The following is a 16,302-nucleotide window of genomic DNA, read 5'->3' on the forward strand; positions in this document are numbered from 1 at the left end:
CACCGGTGTTACATCGGGTGTAGACACAAAAACCCCTCTGGGAAGGAACGAAAAATTTTCTGCCCGCGAACGTGGCATGCCACACGGGTACGCCCATTCTATTCCCGGAAGCGGCCGGCGTTGAAACCCGTGTCAACGCCCCGCGGGCAGATTGCCGTTCAGCGCCTGGCGGCGTACAGTGGCGACCCGCTGGATGATGGTCACCAGGCTGGCGACCGCCAGCAGGACCAGGACGACGGCGAGCACGGCCTGCGGGATGCCCAGGCCCACCAGCCCGGTCGCCACGAGCACCACCACGAGGCGGTCCGAGCGCTCGGCGATGCCGACATTCGCCGTCATGCCCAGGCCCTCGGCGCGCGCCTTGGCGTAGGAAACGATTGAGCCCAGGACCAGGCAGGTGAGGGCCATGGCTGCGATGAAGTGGTTGTGCCCGCCGGTGTAGAACCAGACCACGATCCCGGCAAAGACGGCGCCATCGCCCACCCGGTCAAGGGTGGAATCCAGGAAGGCCCCCCATTTGCCGGACCGGTCCAGCATGCGGGCCATGAGCCCGTCGAGGATGTCGGAGAAGACGAAGACCGTGATGACCACGGTGCCCCAGAACAACTGCCCCATGGGGTACCCGATGAGGGCGCCCGCCGCCACGCCCAGGGTGCCGATGATGGTGACGGCGTCCGGTGACACCTTCAGGCGCACCAGCAGCGCCGCAACCGGTGTAAAGATGGCTGCGAACAGCGCGCGGGCGTACTTGTTCAGCATTGATGGTTCCTCGTCCTGGTAGGTGCCTGCTAGCCGATTCCGCCCCAGGCGCCGGCGATCTGCCCACGCGCGTCTCCGAGGGTCTGGGTGATGGCCTTGGTCCCGGCGATGATGGGCAGGAAGTTTCCGTCCCCGCCCCAGCGCGGCACAATGTGCTGGTGCAGGTGAGAGGCAATGCCTGCACCTCCCGTGACGCCCTGGTTCATCCCCAGGTTGAATCCCGACGGGTTGGACACGGCCCGCAACACGCGCATGGCCTGTTGGGACAGCTCGGCGAACTCCGCCGTCTCGGCCACGGTCAGGTCCGTGTAGTCGGGCACGTGCCGGTACGGGCACACCAGCAGGTGGCCCGGGTTGTACGGAAACAGGTTCAGCACCACATAGGCCAGGCTGCCGCGGTGGACAATGAGGGATTCCTCGTCGCTTCGCCCCGGGGCCTCGCAGAACGGGCAGTTGTGCGTGCCGGTGACCTGCTCCTGCCCGCCCTTGACATAGGCCAGGCGGTGCGGCGTCCAGAGCCGCTGAAAGGCATCCGGCACACCTGGAAGCTCAAAGTCGTCCTGCATGGACGCCACACCCTGTTCACTCACGCCGTGCGGTTCCTGACGGCTTCAACGATGCGGCGCACGGCTTCGTCAACGGCCACGCCGTTGTCCTGGCTGCCGTCGCGGAAGCGGAAGGAGACCGCGTTGGCGTCGGCGTCGTCGCCGCCGGCGATCAGCACAAACGGCACCTTTTCCTTGCTGGCCGTGCGGATCTTCTTGGGGAACCGGTCGCTGGAGGTGTCCACCTCGGCACGGATGCCCTGCTGCTTGAGCTTGGCCACGACGTCGAACATGTAGTCGTTGAATGCCTCGGCAACCGGGATGGCCACCACCTGGACGGGCGAAAGCCAGGCCGGGAAAGCGCCCGCGTAGTGTTCGGTCAACACGCCCATGAAGCGCTCCACCGAGCCAAAGAGGGCGCGGTGGATCATGACCGGGCGCTGGCGGGTGCCGTCGGCCGCCTGGTACTCCAGTTCAAAACGCTCGGGCAGGTTGAAGTCCAGCTGGATGGTGGACATCTGCCAGGTGCGGCCCAGCGCATCCTTGGCCTGGACGGAGATCTTCGGTCCGTAGAACGCCGCGCCGCCGGGATCGGCCACCAGTTCGAGCCCGGAAGCCGTGGCAACGTCGGCCAGCGTCTGGGTGGCTTCCTCCCAGACCTCGTCGGAGCCGACGAACTTTTCCGGGTCCTTGGTGGAGAGCTCCAGGTAGAAGTCGTTCAGCCCGTAGTCCTTCAAGAGGGACAGCACGAAGTTCAGCGTCTCGGTGAGCTCGTCCTTCATCTGCTCCTTGCTGCAGTAGATGTGGGCGTCGTCCTGTGTCATGCCGCGCACGCGGGTGAGGCCGTGGACCACGCCGGACTTCTCGTAGCGGTAGACCGAGCCGAACTCGAACAGGCGCAGCGGCAGTTCGCGGTAGGACCGTCCGCGGGAGCGGAAGATCAGGTTGTGCATGGGGCAGTTCATGGGCTTGAGGTAGTAGTCCTGGCCGGGCTTGCGCACCGTGCCGTCCTCATTGAGTTCGGCGTCCACGTGCATGGGCGGGAACATGCCGTCCTTGTACCAGTCCAGGTGGCCGGACACCTCGTACAGGTGGCCCTTGGTGATGTGGGGGGTGTAGACGAAGTCGTAGCCGGCCTCCACGTGGCGCTTGCGCGAGTAGTCCTCCATCTCCTTGCGGATGATGCCGCCCTTGGGGTGGAAGACGGGCAGGCCGGAGCCCAGCTCGTCGGGGAAAGAGAACAGGTCAAGTTCGACGCCGAGCTTGCGGTGGTCCCGGCGCTCGGCCTCCGCGATGCGTTCCTGGTAGGCCTTCAGCGCCTCCTTGGTGGGCCACGCCGTGCCGTAGATGCGCTGCAGCTGCTGGTTTTTCTGGTTGCCCAGCCAGTACGCGGCGGAGGTGCGTGTCAGGGCAAAGGCGTTGGAGATCAGCTTGGTGTTGGGCAGGTGCGGGCCGCGGCACAGGTCGCACCAGACCTCCTCCCCGCTCTTGCGGTCAATGTTGGAGTAGATGGTGATGTCACCGGCTCCCACCTCGACGTTGACCCCTTCGCCGGCCGTGTCGGCGTCGGAAGCCTTGCCCAGCAGTTCCAGCTTGTAGGGCTCGTTGGCCATGGCTTCGCGGGCCTCGGCCTCGGAGACGACGCGGCGGGCGAACCTTTGGTTTTGGTTGACGATCTTCTGCATCATCTTCTCAAGCGTCTTCAGGTCCTCGGGCGTGAAAGGCTCGGCGACGTCAAAGTCAAAGTAGAAGCCGTCGGTGATGTAGGGGCCGATGCCGAGCTTGGCGTCGGGGCGCAGCTGCTGCACGGCCTGGGCCATGACGTGGGCCGTGGAGTGGCGCAGCACGTTCAGCCCGTCCGGGGAGTCCACAGTGACGGGTTCAACGACGGCGCCGTCGGCCAGCGGGGTGGCCAGGTCCGTCAGGACGCCGTCCACGCGGGCCACGACAACCTCGCGGCGGTCAAAGAACAGTTCCGCACCGGTGGTGCCGGTGGCCACCGTCGTCGTCTCGCCGTCGACTTTAATGGTGATCTGTGTATCCACTGGCACGGGTAACTCCTTGATTTGTCATGTATGGCCCCTTGTCCAAGCAACATACGGGGGTTGCTGTGGGCCTCCTTGATCGTATCGGTTTCGCGCAGCGCCAACCAACCCGGCCGGGCACGCACCTTCCGGCGCCGCTTGGCCGGTCCGGTGGTCCAATCCCTCGGACTCCATGAGCCGGGCCAGGCCGGCGACGGTCGGTTCCGGCTTTCCCGGCGCGGGGTGCCGGGAGTCCTGCGGCCTTCGCGGGTCCTGGAGGCAGCCCGGGCCCGGCAGGGTTTCCGGCCGGCCCAGGTCCCAGGCCTCCAGTGCCTGCAGGCTGATGCCGCGCGGGCCGGTGCGCCGGGTCAGGCCCCGGATCAGCAGCATCCGGGTGCCAAACAGCAAGGGACCGGAGCGGTCCTGGGCTTCATGGAAGAACGTGGCATCAACGCAGCCGGTGCCGTCGTCGATGCTGATGAACACCACGCGCCGCCCGCCGCGCATGGGCGGGGTCTGGGTGGCCACGCGCACCCCGGCCACCAGCACCTCGGAGTTGTTGCGCAGCCCCAGCAGCCGGTCCGAGGTCGTCACGCCAAGTTCGGCCAGCAGCGGGGCATAGCTGTCCATCAGGTGCGCGCTGGCGTCCAGTGCGAGCAGGTCCAGCTCGGTGCGCACGGTCTCCGCCTGGGTGGGTGCGGGAAGCCTGGCCGGCAGGGTGCCCAGCTCCAACTCCCCCAGCGGCAGGTGCAGCTGCCCTTCCATCGGCTCGTTGTGCCTGCCGGATTTCGGTGCCGGCAGGCTGTTGACATGGGCCACCAGGTCCGCCCGGTTGGCCGTGTTGCCGGTGGCCTGCTGGGCGCTGCGCTGCAGGGAGTCCAGGGCACCGAGCTGGGCCAGCCGCTTCAGGACGGGCCGGGACACCCGGGCCCGGCTGCGCAGGTCCGCCAGGGAGTCGTAGGGCTGCCCGGCCACAATCCGCTTCAGTTCCGTGCCGGACAGCCCGTACACGTCCGCCAGGCTCAGCCGGATCCCCGTCACTTCCTCCCCGGCCGCTTCCCTTCCGGCCGTTGCGCAGCCAGTTGCGCCGCCCGTTGCTCCGCCGCTGTTCCCGCCGCTCCCGCCAGGAACGGCCCGCGTGCGTTCGGCCCGGTAGGAGCCGGTGCTGGCGTTCACGTCCAGGGGCAGGATGGGGATGCCCATCCGCCGGGCCTCCGCCACGAGCAGCCGGCGCGGGTACATGCCGGGGTCGTGTTCCCACAGCCCGGCCAAAAACTCCGCCGGGTGGTGGGCCTTCAGCCAGGCCGACTGGTAGGTGGGCATGGCGAAGGCGGCGCCGTGGGCCTTGCAAAAGCCGAAGCTGCCGAAGGCCTTCAGCGTCTCCCACACCTCCTCGATGGTCTCCGGGCCGTATCCCTTGGCGCGGGCGCTGGTGCGGAAGAAGGCCTCCACGGCCGGTTCCTGCTCCGGATTGCCCAGCCGGCGTCGGTGCTCGTCGGCGTGGGACAGGGAGCAGCCCGTCATGACGTGGAAGGTGCGCAGCACCTGCTCGTGGAACACCGTCACCCCGTGCGTTTCGGCCAGGGCGGGCTTGAGATCCGGGTGCGCATAGTGTTCGGGGGCAAAGCCGTGCCGGTTTTCCAGGTAGGGCTTGACCATGTTCGACTTCATGGGGCCGGGGCGGAACAGGGAGATGTCAATGATGAGGTCGTTGAACTCGCGCGGGGCCATCTTGCCCACCAGCTCGCGCTGGCCCGGGGATTCGATCTGGAAGCAGCCCAGCGTGTGGGTGCTGCGGATCAGCTCAAAGGTGGGTTCGTCGTCGAGCGGGACGGCGTCAAGGTCAATCCGGCCGTCCTCCCCCACGTAGTCCGGGCCCCGCCCGTCGGGGCCCGCCGGGTGGCGCCCCGCAGCCACCACCTCCGCCTTGGAGGGGTGCAGCCGGACCACTTCGCGCACAGCGTAGGCCATGGCGCTTTGCATGCGCACGCCCAGCACGTCCAGCTTGAGCATGCCCATCGGGTCCATGTCGTGTTTGTCGAACTGGCTCATCGGCAGGCCCAGCCCGCTGGGCTGCACCGGGGTGCGGTCCAGCAGGGTGGCATCGCCCAGGATCACCCCGCACGGGTGCATGGAAATGTGCCGGGGCAGCCGGTCCAGCCGTTCGGTGAGGTCCACCAGCAGGTCCAGCTGCGTGCCGCCGCCCAGCTCGTGGGCCTGCTCCACCCGGGCGGCAAAGTCGCGCAGCTCCGGCTTTTCCACCAGGGCCTCCCGGAAGGAGCGTGCCGAGAAGCGCCACAACTGCTTGGCGATCCCGTCCACGTCCTCCGGGTCCATGCCCAGGGCCAGCCCGGCGTCGCGCACGGCCCCGCGGGCCCGGTAGCCGTTTTGCATGCTCATCAGCGTCACGCGCCGGGGACCGAACCGTTCAAAGATGCGGTGGTAGACGTTGTGCCGTTCGGCGCTTTCCACATCGAGGTCGATGTCCGGCAGCGTGGAGCGGTCCCGGGAGAGGAAGCGTTCAAAGAGGAGGTCGTTGGCGATGGGGTCCACCGCGCTGATGCCCAACAGGTAGTTCACCAGCGACGACGCCCCGGACCCCCTCGCGGCCCGGCGCACCCCCATGCCGCGGATCATCTCCGAGACCTCGGCCACGGTCAGGAAGTAGGAGGCAAAGCCGAGGTCGTTGATGGTGTCCATTTCCATGGTGAGCCGGTCCCGGACGGCGGCCAGCCTGCCCCCGCCAATTCCGGGGAAGCGCAGGCTTAGCCCGGCCTCGGCCCGCTGCCACAGTTCCCTGGCCGGGGCCTGGGACAGGCCGAGCACGGCCGCCTCGGGGGTGACCGGCCTTTTCCAGCCCAGGTCCGCCGCCGGATCCAGCCGGCACTTGTCCGCCACCTTGAGCGTGTTGGCCCACAGCTGCTCCAGTTCCGCCGTGCCGTAGCCGCCCTGGCCAACAATCTCCCGCCCCGCCCGGTGCATGTCCGCACCGCTTTTCAGCCAGCCCTGCCCCGTGGGCTGGAGGCCGGGCAGCCGGCCCAGGGGGGTGATGGCCCGGGCGGCGTCCAGCACGTCGGCGGTGGGGGCGTCGTCCGCGGTGCAGTACCGCACGGCGTTGGCCAGCACCGCGGGGACGCCAAATTCCTCGGCCAGTTTGAGCATGCGCACCGCGCGGGTGGTGCTCAAGGGTCCCCCGGGCTCGCTGAAGTGGCTCACGACCTCAACGGCCAGGGTGCCGGCCGGCATCGCGTGCAGCCAGGCCGCAAACCTGGTCCGGGGCGCCAGGTACCGCCGCCCGCCCATGGCCCCGGCGACGTCGGAGAACGGGCCCACCAGCACGGTCAGGGCCGGTTCACCGGTTTCCGGGTCCAGCACGCCGCCGGCCAGTTCCGCCAGGGTCAGGCCCACGGGGCCCTGTTGCCGGGCGTGCGCGGCGGAGACCAGCCGGCACAGGGCCGCATACCCCGCACCGGCACGCAGCGCCCGGCCGCCGTGGGCCAGGACCACCACCCGCCCGGTCTCCACGGGCGCCGGGCGGGAACGGGACGGGCCCGCCCCGCTTCCCTGGCCGGCGTCGTCCAGGATGGCGAGGTCGACGCCCAGGATGGGGTCTATCCCGGCAGCCATGCAGGCCTGGACGTGCTTGATGGCACCATAGAGCCCGTCGCGGTCGGTGGCGGCCAGCGCGTCGGCGCCGTCGGCGGCTGCGGCCTGCACCAGGTCATCGGGCCAGGAAACCCCGTAGTGGGCGCTGTAGGCGCTGGCGGCATGCAAATGCACAAACTTAGGCACCGGGTTCCAGCTCTTCCACCGTTTCGGTTAACGCATCGTGAATTTTTATGACCCGCCACCGGCCGGACGGCAGGTACCTGACCAGGTCCAGGGTCAGCAGCGGTGCGTTGCGGGATCCGCCGTCGCGGCGGACCTGCACCCGCCAGATTTCCCTGTCCACCAGGCCCGCCCCCGTTCCCGGGGCGGCGCGGGTTTCCTCATCCCACCAGTTGCGCCGCCGGTACCAGCGCAGGGGCTCGGCGGCGAGCGTGTAGCGCCCGCCGCGCCAGGCCAGGTGCAGCGGCAGCCCGGCGGCGGTCTCCACCACCTCGATGCCTTCACTGAAAGTGCCCATGCGTGCCTGCCACCTCCGCCTGCCACACCACGCGCCATGCAGCATGTACATGGCGCCCGTTTAGTACTAGGAAATATATTCTAATAAATGTAGTGTACGCTCACTTCACGCGGCAAGAAAGTCGCCAATTGGGAAGAATTTCGCCTCGGACGGGCATTTACCGGCCCCGCCGTACGTTAAGCAATTACCTGCCACGGCACCGGCACCGGGGATCCGCCGGATCCCCGGTGCACCTTGCACTGTTGGCCCCGCAACGACATAAGGAGCGTTCCATGACAGACATGGTCACCCTCATCGCCAGGACCACGCCGCTTGAGCGGGAACTCAAAACCGCCTCCCGCACCGTGGAGGATTCCGACCTCCCCCGGCTCGGGGAGCTCTACTTCACCGCCTATGACCCGGGCCTGGCGGGCGAAACGCTGCAGGTTGCCATGGACAACATGCGTGCCTCGCTGGCCGGCAAGTACGGGCAGTTCCTGCCCAAGGCGTCCCACGTGGCGCTGGATGAAAACGACAGGATCGTGGCCGCGGTGCTCGTCGTCGAACGCGCCCTGGGTGACGACACGCCCGAGTCGCCGTTCATCATTGAACTCATTACGGACCGCAACCACCGCCGGCAGGGGCTGGCCGAGGACCTGGTCCTGGCCACGATGGACACCCTGTTCAACGAAGGGCACCAGGAGGTGGCCCTGCGCGTGGAGGAAAGCAACTCGGCCGCACTGGCCCTCTACCTGTCCCTCGACTTCCGCCGGTGGACCCCCGAGGACAGCGACGACTAGGCTGCCGGGACCGTGGAACAACGGCTGAACTTCATCACCCTGGGAGTCCGCGATGTTGCCCGCTCCCGCAGCTTTTACGTGGACGGGCTGGGCTGGACCCCGCGGCTGGAGGTGCCCGGCGACGTCCTCTTCCTGCAGGTCAACCACGGCCTGGTCCTGTCCCTGTGGAAGCGCGCCCAGATGGCCGCCGAGCTCGGGGTCCCGGAAGACGGGCTGCGCGCTGACATTGCCGCCCTCACGCTGAGCCACAATGTGAGCAGTCCCGCCGAGGTCGACGCCGTGGTGGGCCAGGCGCGGGAGGCGGGGGCCGACGTCGCAAGTCCGCCCAGGCAGCAGCCCTGGGGCGGGTACAGCGGCTACTTCGCCGACCCGGACGGCTTCCGCTGGGAAGTGGCCTACAACCCCACCTGGGCCGTGGACGACGCCGGGCACGTGACGGTCTGAGCCCTGCCGCGGCCCGGCCGGTTTTTAGGCCGCTCCCGCCGCGTGCGGGTGCTGCGACGCGGCAGCCTCGCTGCCAAGGTCTGCCAGTGCCAAGGGGAATGCGGGGTGCTCCGGCAGCGGGAACGTTGACGTGACTGCCAGTCCCGCGTCCACCTGGAGCATCTCCCCCGAACCCAGCAGGCGCCAGCCGGGGTCGGCGTCCATGGGCTCGCTGGCAACCACCAGGGACGCCTGGTTGGCGAGGCTTGGGCTGTGGGCATGGATCCGGGGGCTGCCGGCCTGCAGCTGGGCACCGCGCCCGTGGCCGCCGGGGCGGCGCTCCAGGACGTAAAGCCCATGGGTTTCGGGGTAGCGCAGCGCCCACAGGCCGGTGCCGGTCGTGATGATGAGGTTCAGGCTGTACACGGGCAGCGCCGCCACCACCCACGCCATGGCCGCGGCGAGCCCGGCGCCGAGGTCGCCCCCGGCGAGCCGCGTCTCGGCCGTGATGAGGGCGAACAGCCGCTCGCTGTCCGTTTCACCGCGGACAAGCCCCGCCCCGCCCCGTTCAAGAATGCGCGCGTCCAGCCGGTCCAGGCCGTGCACCACCCCGTTGTGCGCGAACAGCCGCCCGTCGAGTTCGAACGGGTGGGTGTTTTCCAGGGTGTGCGCCCCGGTGGACGCGTACCGCACGTGCGCCAGGAAGGTGGTGCCCTCCAGGGTCCGTGCCGACGAGGCAAAGGCGGCATCGTGCCAGGCGGCCATGGGCTGTTTGCTGACCACGGGCGTCCCCGGGCCGTTGAACACGCCGATCCCCGTCCCGTCCGGGGCGCGGTGGCTCTGCGCCTGAAGGCTGTCCGGCGCCTTCAGCAGCCAAAACGTGGCCGTGACGGCGTCCCTGCCTGCATGCAGCCCAAAAAGCCGGCACATGTCCCCCGCCCTCCCCTCCGCAGCGCAGCCACGATGTGTGCGCCCGTGCCTTGAGTATGGCAGGGCGGGCGGGCACCTGTCGGGAACCGCACGCGGCCGTCCCCGGCCGCCCCTGCCCGCGGCTGTGAATCCGCTGGGACTTCCCGGGAAATTGGGCCGTTTGGGCCTGGCCGCCAGGCGCGCCGTGTGACGATGGGAGCCGGGGCCCGGAGCAGTGAGGGCCAAGGATTCACCGGGCGTGGGGCACCGGCAAGGAGCAAAGCCATGGGCCTGTACGAGCAATTGATTCTGCGTGACCGCCGGCGGCTGCGCCGTCGGCGGATCACGCTCGCGGTGCTGGCGGCGGTGGTGGCCGCCGTGATGGTGGCGGTGGCCTTCGTTGTCGCCACCGTGGTCCAGGCCAACGACAACATCCTGCGTTCCCGGGCCCTGGACGGGGCCCAATCGGTGGCAAAGCTGACCAAGGACACCAACATCCTCGTGATGGGCCTCGACTCACGTGTTGACGAAAAGGGCAAACCACTCTCCGCTGCCGTCTACAGCGCCCTGGACGCCGGCAACCAAAGCACCGGAGGCTACAACGCCAACGTGTTGATGCTGGTGCACATTCCGGCCGACGGTTCCAAGGCCACGGCCATGTCGATCCCCCGCGACGACTATGTGCACCTCGCCGGCATTCCCGGCCAGGACCTGCATGCAAAGATCAAGGAAGCCTACGGCTATGGGCTGGCTGCCGAACAGACCGCACTGCTGGCCGCCGGCAAGCCCAACGACCAGGCCACGTACCAGCAGGCCCGGGAGGCCGGGCGCAGGGCCGAGATCGCGACGGTCTCCCAGTTCCTGGGCAGCGTACACATCGACCACTTCGTGGAGGTGACCATGGCGGGCTTCTATGAGGTGGCCCAGGCCGTGGCCCCGATCACTGTCTGCGTCAACCAGGCCACCCAGGACACATACTCGGGCGCCAACTTCGTCAAGGGCGTGCAGCAGATCAACGCCAAGCAGGCCATGGCCTTCGTCCGCCAGCGCCGGGACACCACCAACCCGAACTACAGCTTCACCGACCTGGACCGGGAGCGCCGCCAGCAGGCGTTCATCGTCTCAGTCATCCACCAGCTCAAGCAGGCGGGCACGTTTACGGACATCCCCAAGATGCAGTCGGTGCTGTCCGCCGTCAGCAGCAACCTGGTGGTGGACTCCGGGCTGAACCTGCTGGACATGGCCCGGCAGGCCGGCGCCATCACCTCCGGCAACATTTCCTTCACCACCCTGCCGATCACCGGCTTCGGGACGTCCCCCACGGGGGAATCAATCAACACGGTCGACGTGGCCCAGGTCCAGGCGACCGTCAAGGAACTGCTCTCCCCGGCCCGGAAGCCCGCCGCGAAGGCCGCAACCCCGGGACATTCCAAGCCCGCCGGCAGCGCTTCCTCAGGGTCCGGAGCTTCACACGGGTCCGGCTCCCCGTCCGGAAGCGCCGCAAACGCGCCGTCATCGGGCACTGCCCCCAAGGCAGCCAAGACCCCGGCCACCACCACCTATTCCGACTGGACCGGCGCCCTTCAGGGCGGTTCAGTGACATGCGTCAAGTAAAGGTGCCCACGTGTTGATCCAACTGCTGCTTGCCGCACTGCTTGCCGGGGCCCTGGTGCTGGGCGTCGTGCTGGCCACAGCACCCCGCCGGCTCCCTGCCGGGGGCCGGCCCCCCGGGCGGGCGGCGGCCCGCGTGGATGCGCTGGCCGTGTGGGCAGCCGCGCTCGTTCCGTCCGCAGTGTTCCTCGGCTGGCACGACGCCGGCCTGGCGGTCCTGGTGCCTCTGGGGGCGGTTGCGCTGTGGTTCCTGTACCGTGTGGCCGCCCCGGCGCCGGCCCCCGTTGCCGTCCCTGCGCCCCACGCCGGGGCGGCCTCCCCGGCCGGTCCGGTTGACGGTGCGGCCCCAGGTTCCGGTGCGGGCAGGGGGCGGGCCCTGTACCACCTGATCATCACGGTGGTGGCCACCTGGGCCGCCGTTTCCCTGGCTGGCGCCCTGGGGCCGCACCCGGCCGCCCGGCAGCTGGGCACCCTGATTCAACACGTCATTGCCTGGATCGTGCTGCTGCTGGCCTGCGTGGGCTGGCTGCTGGGTGCTTTCGCGACACCCGGAAAAGCATCGGAGCGGCCATCGCGCGTGCTGGGGGTTTTTGAAGCGTTCCTCGTTGCGGCCCTTGCCGTGTGCTTCTACGCGCTGTCCTGAGTCCCGGCACGCCGGCTAGCTGATGCGTGCCGTCAGTCCAGGCGAATCGTTGCGCACGTTGCCCACGGCCGCACCCACCGGGTCCAACTGCCATCCGGCGGCAATGCCGTAGGCCCCGGACAGGACCGCGTCCAGCAGGGTGGCAGGATCCCCTGCCGCCGGATTGAGCCATTCGGCCAGGCCGTCGCGGCCCAGGGGCACCGGCAATCGGTCATGCAGGGTGGCCAGTTCGCCGTCGGGCGGGGCAGCCATGGTCAGGATGGTGCAGGAGAGCAGCCACTGGTCCCCGTCACCGTCCGCCTTGGCCGGGTCCTTCCACCACTCATAGAGGCCGGCGAAGGTGGTCAGTGCCCCGTCCGGACGGTGAATGAAATAGGGCTGCTTCGTGCCATCCGGCAGCTTCTTCCATTCGTAATAGCCCTCCACCGGCACCCCGCAGCGGCGCTTCCTGGTGGCGGTGCGGAACGTGGGCTTGTCCAGGACGGTCTCGCTGCGGGCATTGAACGAGCGCACCCCGACGGCAGGATCCTTCGCCCAGCCCGGCACCAGGCCCCATTTGGCCACGTGCACCTGCCGGTGGACCGCGCCGTCGAGCAGACGCTCAAGCACTATGGGCACGTCCGTGGTGGGGGCCACGTTCCAGGAGGCGCGCAACTCCAGGTTCGCATCCGCCTCGGCTTCGAGTTCGGCCACGAGGTCGCCCACGGCCCGGGCCATGACGTATCTTCCGCACATGGCTCCATCGTGCCACAGGCCGGGCCCGCCACACCGGGAATACCCCGGACAGGCGGTAGCGTTGTGCCTACTGAAGCCCAGGCGTGGCGCAGCGTGCGCCCGCCCCTCCCCGACCGTCAGGAGCCCGCCTTGCAGTACACGCCCGAATCCGGCACCATCACCATGTTCTCCACCGTCTGGTGCGGCTACTGCAAGCGCCTGAAGAAGCAGCTGGACGCCAAGGGGATCGGCTACACGGAAATCAACATCGAGGACACGCCCGGCACGGCCGAACTCGTTGAAAAGCTCAACGACGGCAACCAGACCGTTCCCACCGTGATCTTCCCGGACGGCTCCTCCGCCACCAATCCCTCGCTCAATGACGTCATGGAAAAACTGGGCGTATAGCCGCCGGGGCGCATCCCCCACCGAGTTTTCCGCTTCGCCGCCGCAATCCCGAATGTCACGGGCCGCGGCGGCGATGGGTTTTTAACGGCCCCCATGATAGACAAGCCATGGCACATTCATCTTTCCCAAGGAGCAAGCAAGTGGTTCACAAAGTTCAAGGCGCCGTGGTCCTGTCAAAGGACGCCCCCGTCACGATCGAGACGATCCTGGTCCCGGATCCCGGCCCGGGGGAAGCCCTCGTGGACATCCTCACGAGCGGTGTGTGCCACACCGACCTGCACTACAAGCAGGGCGGCATCAACGACGACTTTCCGTTCCTGCTGGGGCACGAGGCCACGGGCGTGGTCAGCGCCGTCGGGCCCGATGTGACCAACGTGGCCCCCGGGGACCGGGTGATCCTCAACTGGCGGGCCGTGTGCGGCACCTGCCGCGCATGCGCCAAGGGCCAGCCGCAGTACTGCTTCAACACGGCCAACGCCACCCAGAAGATGACCCTGGAGGACGGCACCGTCCTCTCGCCCGCACTGGGCATCGGCGCGTTCATTGAAAAGACCCTGGTGGCGGCCGGCCAGTGCACCAAGGTGGACGCCGACGTCGATCCCGCGGCGGCCGGGCTGCTGGGCTGCGGCGTCATGGCCGGGCTCGGTGCCGCAATCAACACCGGCGGGGTCAAGCGCGGGGACTCCGTGGCCGTCATTGGCTGCGGCGGCGTGGGTTCGGCGGCGATTGCCGGTGCCGCGCTGGCCGGGGCCACCACGGTCATCGCCGTGGACCGTGATCCGCGGAAGCTGGAGATGGCCAGGACGCTGGGTGCCACGCACACGGTGAACTCGTCGGAGCAGGACGCCGTGGCCGCCGTCCAGGAACTCACCGGCGGCTTCGGCGCCGATGTGGTGATTGACGCCGTCGGGCGCCCGGAAACCTACAAGCAGGCGTTCTATGCACGTGACCTGGCCGGCACCGTGGTCCTGGTGGGCGTGCCCACCCCCGACATGCAGCTGGAGCTGCCGCTGCTGGACGTGTTTGGCCGCGGAGGGTCGCTGAAGTCGTCCTGGTACGGCGACTGCCTGCCCTCGCGTGACTTCCCCATGCTCATTGACCTGTACAAGCAGGGGAAGCTGGACCTGGACGCCTTTGTCACCGAACGCATCACCATCAACGACGTCGAGGCGGCCTTCGCGAAGATGGGCGAAGGGTCCGTGCTGCGGTCGGTCGTGGTGCTCTGATGGCCGCGCGCATTGACCGGCTGGTCACCTCCGGGACATTCTCGCTCGACGGCGGCACCTGGGAGGTGGACAACAACGTCTGGATCGTGGGCGATGACGCCGAGGTGTTCGTGATCGACCCCGCCCACGACCCGCAGGCCGTCCTGGCAGCCGTGGCGGGGCGCACCGTGAAGGCCGTGCTGCTCACGCACGGCCACGACGACCACATCCGCCATGCCCGCGAATTCGCCGCGCTGGCCGGGGCGCCGGTGTTCATGAACCCGGCCGACCAAATGCTGTGGGAAGACATCTATCCGGGCACCACCCCGGACGGCCCCATTGCCGACGGACAGGTGTTCGAGGTTGCCGGCACGCAGCTGACAGCCCTGCACACACCGGGGCACTCCCCCGGTTCCACCTGCTTCTACGCGGGGTCCCTGGCCACGGTGTTCTCCGGCGACACCTTGTTCAACGGCGGGCCCGGGGCCACGGGGCGGTCCTTCAGCGACCACCCGACGATCCTGCGCTCGATTGCCGGGCGCCTGTTGGTGCTGCCGGCCGAAACCGTGGTCAACACCGGCCACGGCGACTCCACGACTGTTGGCGCGGAGGCCGGCCGGATCAGCTGACCGGCTGCTCAGGCAAGCTGGACGTGGGAGCCGTAGGCCGCGAGGACTGCGGCTTCCACGGCGTCGACGGTGGTGCCGGGGACCAGGTCCTCGGCGGCCCCCGCCGTGCGCGGGTCCCAATCCAGGCCCAGTGCGGCATAGGTGTCGACGAGGACCTCCCGGATCGGGGCGGAGTTTTCCACCACAATCACCGAGCTGAACAGCCAGGCGCCGGCAACCACCCGTTGGGCCGTGCCCACCAGCTTCAGGCGGCCGGCCGCCCCCCGGCCGAACACGCTGAACTCCCCGGGACAGTACTCCCCCGGTATCTCTCCGACCCCGGCATCCACGCCGAGGGACCTCAGCGCGTCGGTGAACAGCCCACCGAAGAAACCAAAACGCGCCTTCGCATCGGCGATGGAATCCTCCTGCGGCTGGATGTGGTCCACCACCAGGGTCCCCTGGTGGTACGCGGCAGCGCGCCCGCCGGCCCGACGGACGGCGGGCACAAAGCCGCGGGCCAGGGACGCCTCGCGGGCCTCCGCAAAACGGGGCAGCCGGGTGTCGCGCTGGCCGAAGGCCACGGTGGGTTCCGGGCGGTAGAGCCGCAGCGTGGCGGGCAGGCGCCCGGCCTTCACGTCCGCCAGCAGGTCCAGGCCGCGGTTGAGGTCGGCTTCGGCACCCAGCGACTCCACCTGGCGGTGGACGGCCAGCCGGGGGGCGAGGAAGCGGTTCACTCGGCGTGCGGGATGGGACGCACCGTCAGGATCTGCTCCGCGCGGCCGAACGGGCCCTCCTCGTCGTGCAGCACCGAGGATGTCAGGCCGATGCCGTCGCCGGCAAAGGTGACCTTGGTATCCAGTCCCAGCCATTCCCCTGTGGGCTCCCGGTAGACATGCACGGAAAGGTCCACGTTGGGGAACATGTAGCTGCCCTGTCCCGGGGGCACGCGCGCGGCAATGCCGTTGGCGCTGTCCACCAGGCCCATCAGGCGCACCAGCGCCGAGGTGGGTTCACCGTCGACCATGTCATGGGGGGTGCGCAGCCAGGCTCGCCCGCGGCCGGGCCGGTGGCCTGCAATGTTCCGGCCTTCAAGGGAGGCAATAAAGCCGCCCGGCCACACGTTCAGCCCGTGCCAGCGCTCCGATTCCTCCAGCGAGGGGAAGGGTTCGTCTTCCAGGGCCGCCACGGCCGTGGTGTCCAGGGTGAGCATGCGCCACGCCGTCACGCGCACCGCGGTCCGGCCGCCGGCCACCAGCTCCGCCTGCAGCAGCTCGATGGTGCGCCCGGGACGCAGCACGGTGGTTTCAATGTTGAACTCCCCGGCCGGGATCAAGCCGAGGATGTCAAAGTTGAACCGGGTCAGGCGCATGTCCGCGCGGGGCTGGAACTGCTCCAGCGCCCGGACCATGAGGCCTGTCACGGGGGCCATGTGCTGTTCGTGGTCGTTCCAGGCACCCTGTGCGTGGACGGTGGACGCATAAAGGTTGCCGCCCAAATGCCGGTAGTAAGCCTGTGTTTGGGTGGCCGTGGTGGTTTCCTGCATGG

At 68.8% G+C, this 16,302-nt stretch carries 16 protein-coding genes; 7 read left to right on the forward strand and 9 right to left on the reverse strand.

Translation table 11 applies throughout. The annotated features are described in order from the left end of the window. Positions 1-132: 132 nt before the first annotated feature. Genes pgsA through G6035_RS15140 form a run of 5 tightly spaced genes read right to left on the reverse strand, consistent with a single transcriptional unit; the run spans position 133 to position 7,454 of the window. Positions 133-759 carry a phosphatidylinositol phosphate synthase gene (gene pgsA, locus G6035_RS15120; RefSeq protein WP_176617933.1) on the reverse strand — a complete coding sequence of 209 codons (627 nt, stop codon included), beginning with the start codon at positions 757-759 and terminating at the stop codon, positions 133-135. A gap of 29 nt (positions 760-788) precedes the next feature. Further along, positions 789-1,325 carry an HIT domain-containing protein gene (locus G6035_RS15125; RefSeq protein WP_176617967.1) on the reverse strand — a complete coding sequence of 179 codons (537 nt, stop codon included), beginning with the start codon at positions 1,323-1,325 and terminating at the stop codon, positions 789-791. 20 nt (positions 1,326-1,345) lie between these two features. Then, positions 1,346-3,355: a threonine--tRNA ligase gene (gene thrS, locus G6035_RS15130; RefSeq protein WP_176617934.1), complete on the reverse strand. Its 2,010-nt coding sequence runs from the start codon at positions 3,353-3,355 to the stop codon at positions 1,346-1,348. 18 nt (positions 3,356-3,373) lie between these two features. Then, positions 3,374-7,120, reverse strand: a complete 3,747-nt coding sequence (locus G6035_RS15135; protein WP_176617935.1) for a DNA polymerase III subunit alpha — start codon at positions 7,118-7,120, stop codon at positions 3,374-3,376. After that, positions 7,113-7,454, reverse strand: coding sequence for a DUF6504 family protein (locus G6035_RS15140; RefSeq protein WP_176617936.1), 342 nt, complete (start codon positions 7,452-7,454; stop codon positions 7,113-7,115). Before G6035_RS15140 ends, G6035_RS15135 begins: the two co-directional genes overlap by 8 nt. A 272-nt stretch (positions 7,455-7,726) precedes the next feature. Here G6035_RS15140 and G6035_RS15145 point away from each other — a divergent pair, with 272 nt between their 5' ends. Further along, positions 7,727-8,233, forward strand: coding sequence for a GNAT family N-acetyltransferase (locus tag G6035_RS15145; protein ID WP_176617937.1), 507 nt, complete (start codon positions 7,727-7,729; stop codon positions 8,231-8,233). A gap of 12 nt (positions 8,234-8,245) precedes the next feature. Next, positions 8,246-8,677, forward strand: a complete 432-nt coding sequence (locus G6035_RS15150; protein WP_176617938.1) for a VOC family protein — start codon at positions 8,246-8,248, stop codon at positions 8,675-8,677. Positions 8,678-8,701: 24 nt separating this feature from the next. Here G6035_RS15150 and G6035_RS15155 read toward each other — a convergent pair whose 3' ends face one another. Next, positions 8,702-9,586: a class II glutamine amidotransferase gene (locus tag G6035_RS15155; protein ID WP_176617939.1), complete on the reverse strand. Its 885-nt coding sequence runs from the start codon at positions 9,584-9,586 to the stop codon at positions 8,702-8,704. 264 nt (positions 9,587-9,850) lie between these two features. Between G6035_RS15155 and G6035_RS15160 the strand changes: the two genes are divergently transcribed. Further along, positions 9,851-11,179, forward strand: coding sequence for an LCP family protein (locus G6035_RS15160; protein ID WP_176617940.1), 1,329 nt, complete (start codon positions 9,851-9,853; stop codon positions 11,177-11,179). Between the two features lie 10 nt (positions 11,180-11,189). Next, complete coding sequence (locus G6035_RS15165; RefSeq protein ID WP_176617941.1) at positions 11,190-11,819, forward strand: hypothetical protein; 630 nt, start codon at positions 11,190-11,192, stop codon at positions 11,817-11,819. A 15-nt stretch (positions 11,820-11,834) separates the two neighbouring features. Here the strand turns inward: G6035_RS15165 and G6035_RS15170 are convergent, their stop codons facing one another. After that, positions 11,835-12,554 carry an SOS response-associated peptidase gene (locus G6035_RS15170; protein WP_176617942.1) on the reverse strand — a complete coding sequence of 240 codons (720 nt, stop codon included), beginning with the start codon at positions 12,552-12,554 and terminating at the stop codon, positions 11,835-11,837. A 129-nt stretch (positions 12,555-12,683) separates the two neighbouring features. On the opposite strand from G6035_RS15170, the gene G6035_RS15175 reads away from it, so the two are divergent. The 3 genes from G6035_RS15175 to G6035_RS15185 all read left to right on the forward strand — a co-directional run bounded on the left by G6035_RS15175 (position 12,684) and on the right by G6035_RS15185 (position 14,775). Then, complete coding sequence (locus G6035_RS15175) at positions 12,684-12,941, forward strand: mycoredoxin (RefSeq protein WP_256128035.1); 258 nt, start codon at positions 12,684-12,686, stop codon at positions 12,939-12,941. A 140-nt stretch (positions 12,942-13,081) separates the two neighbouring features. Next, positions 13,082-14,167, forward strand: coding sequence for an S-(hydroxymethyl)mycothiol dehydrogenase (locus tag G6035_RS15180; RefSeq protein WP_176617943.1), 1,086 nt, complete (start codon positions 13,082-13,084; stop codon positions 14,165-14,167). Further along, the gene (locus G6035_RS15185) at positions 14,167-14,775 is read left to right on the forward strand and encodes an MBL fold metallo-hydrolase (protein WP_176617944.1); all 609 of its coding nucleotides are present in this window, start codon (positions 14,167-14,169) and stop codon (positions 14,773-14,775) included. Before G6035_RS15180 ends, G6035_RS15185 begins: the two co-directional genes overlap by 1 nt. A gap of 8 nt (positions 14,776-14,783) precedes the next feature. On the opposite strand, the gene G6035_RS15190 is transcribed toward G6035_RS15185, so the two are convergent. Continuing rightward, positions 14,784-15,491: a lipoate--protein ligase family protein gene (locus G6035_RS15190; protein WP_176617945.1), complete on the reverse strand. Its 708-nt coding sequence runs from the start codon at positions 15,489-15,491 to the stop codon at positions 14,784-14,786. Then, positions 15,488-16,300, reverse strand: a complete 813-nt coding sequence (locus G6035_RS15195) for a thioesterase family protein (RefSeq protein ID WP_176617946.1) — start codon at positions 16,298-16,300, stop codon at positions 15,488-15,490. The genes G6035_RS15190 and G6035_RS15195 overlap by 4 nt, the downstream gene beginning before the upstream one ends. Between the last annotated feature and the right edge of the window lie 2 nt (positions 16,301-16,302).

Origin of the sequence: Arthrobacter sp. SDTb3-6 (assembly GCF_013376095.1) — a bacterium.
Taxonomy (GTDB): domain Bacteria; phylum Actinomycetota; class Actinomycetes; order Actinomycetales; family Micrococcaceae; genus Specibacter.

What these genes read in the sequence shown, in the direction of transcription:
- pgsA (WP_176617933.1), bottom strand. Translation starts at nt 759, where the DNA reads ATGCTGAACAAGTACGCCCGCGCGCTGTTCGCAGCCATCTTTACACCG.
- G6035_RS15125 (WP_176617967.1), bottom strand. Translation starts at nt 1,325, where the DNA reads ATGCAGGACGACTTTGAGCTTCCAGGTGTGCCGGATGCCTTTCAGCGG.
- G6035_RS15140 (WP_176617936.1), bottom strand. Translation starts at nt 7,454, where the DNA reads ATGGGCACTTTCAGTGAAGGCATCGAGGTGGTGGAGACCGCCGCCGGG.
- G6035_RS15145 (WP_176617937.1), top strand. Translation starts at nt 7,727, where the DNA reads ATGACAGACATGGTCACCCTCATCGCCAGGACCACGCCGCTTGAGCGG.
- G6035_RS15155 (WP_176617939.1), bottom strand. Translation starts at nt 9,586, where the DNA reads ATGTGCCGGCTTTTTGGGCTGCATGCAGGCAGGGACGCCGTCACGGCC.
- G6035_RS15160 (WP_176617940.1), top strand. Translation starts at nt 9,851, where the DNA reads ATGGGCCTGTACGAGCAATTGATTCTGCGTGACCGCCGGCGGCTGCGC.
- G6035_RS15170 (WP_176617942.1), bottom strand. Translation starts at nt 12,554, where the DNA reads ATGTGCGGAAGATACGTCATGGCCCGGGCCGTGGGCGACCTCGTGGCC.
- G6035_RS15185 (WP_176617944.1), top strand. Translation starts at nt 14,167, where the DNA reads ATGGCCGCGCGCATTGACCGGCTGGTCACCTCCGGGACATTCTCGCTC.
- G6035_RS15195 (WP_176617946.1), bottom strand. Translation starts at nt 16,300, where the DNA reads ATGCAGGAAACCACCACGGCCACCCAAACACAGGCTTACTACCGGCAT.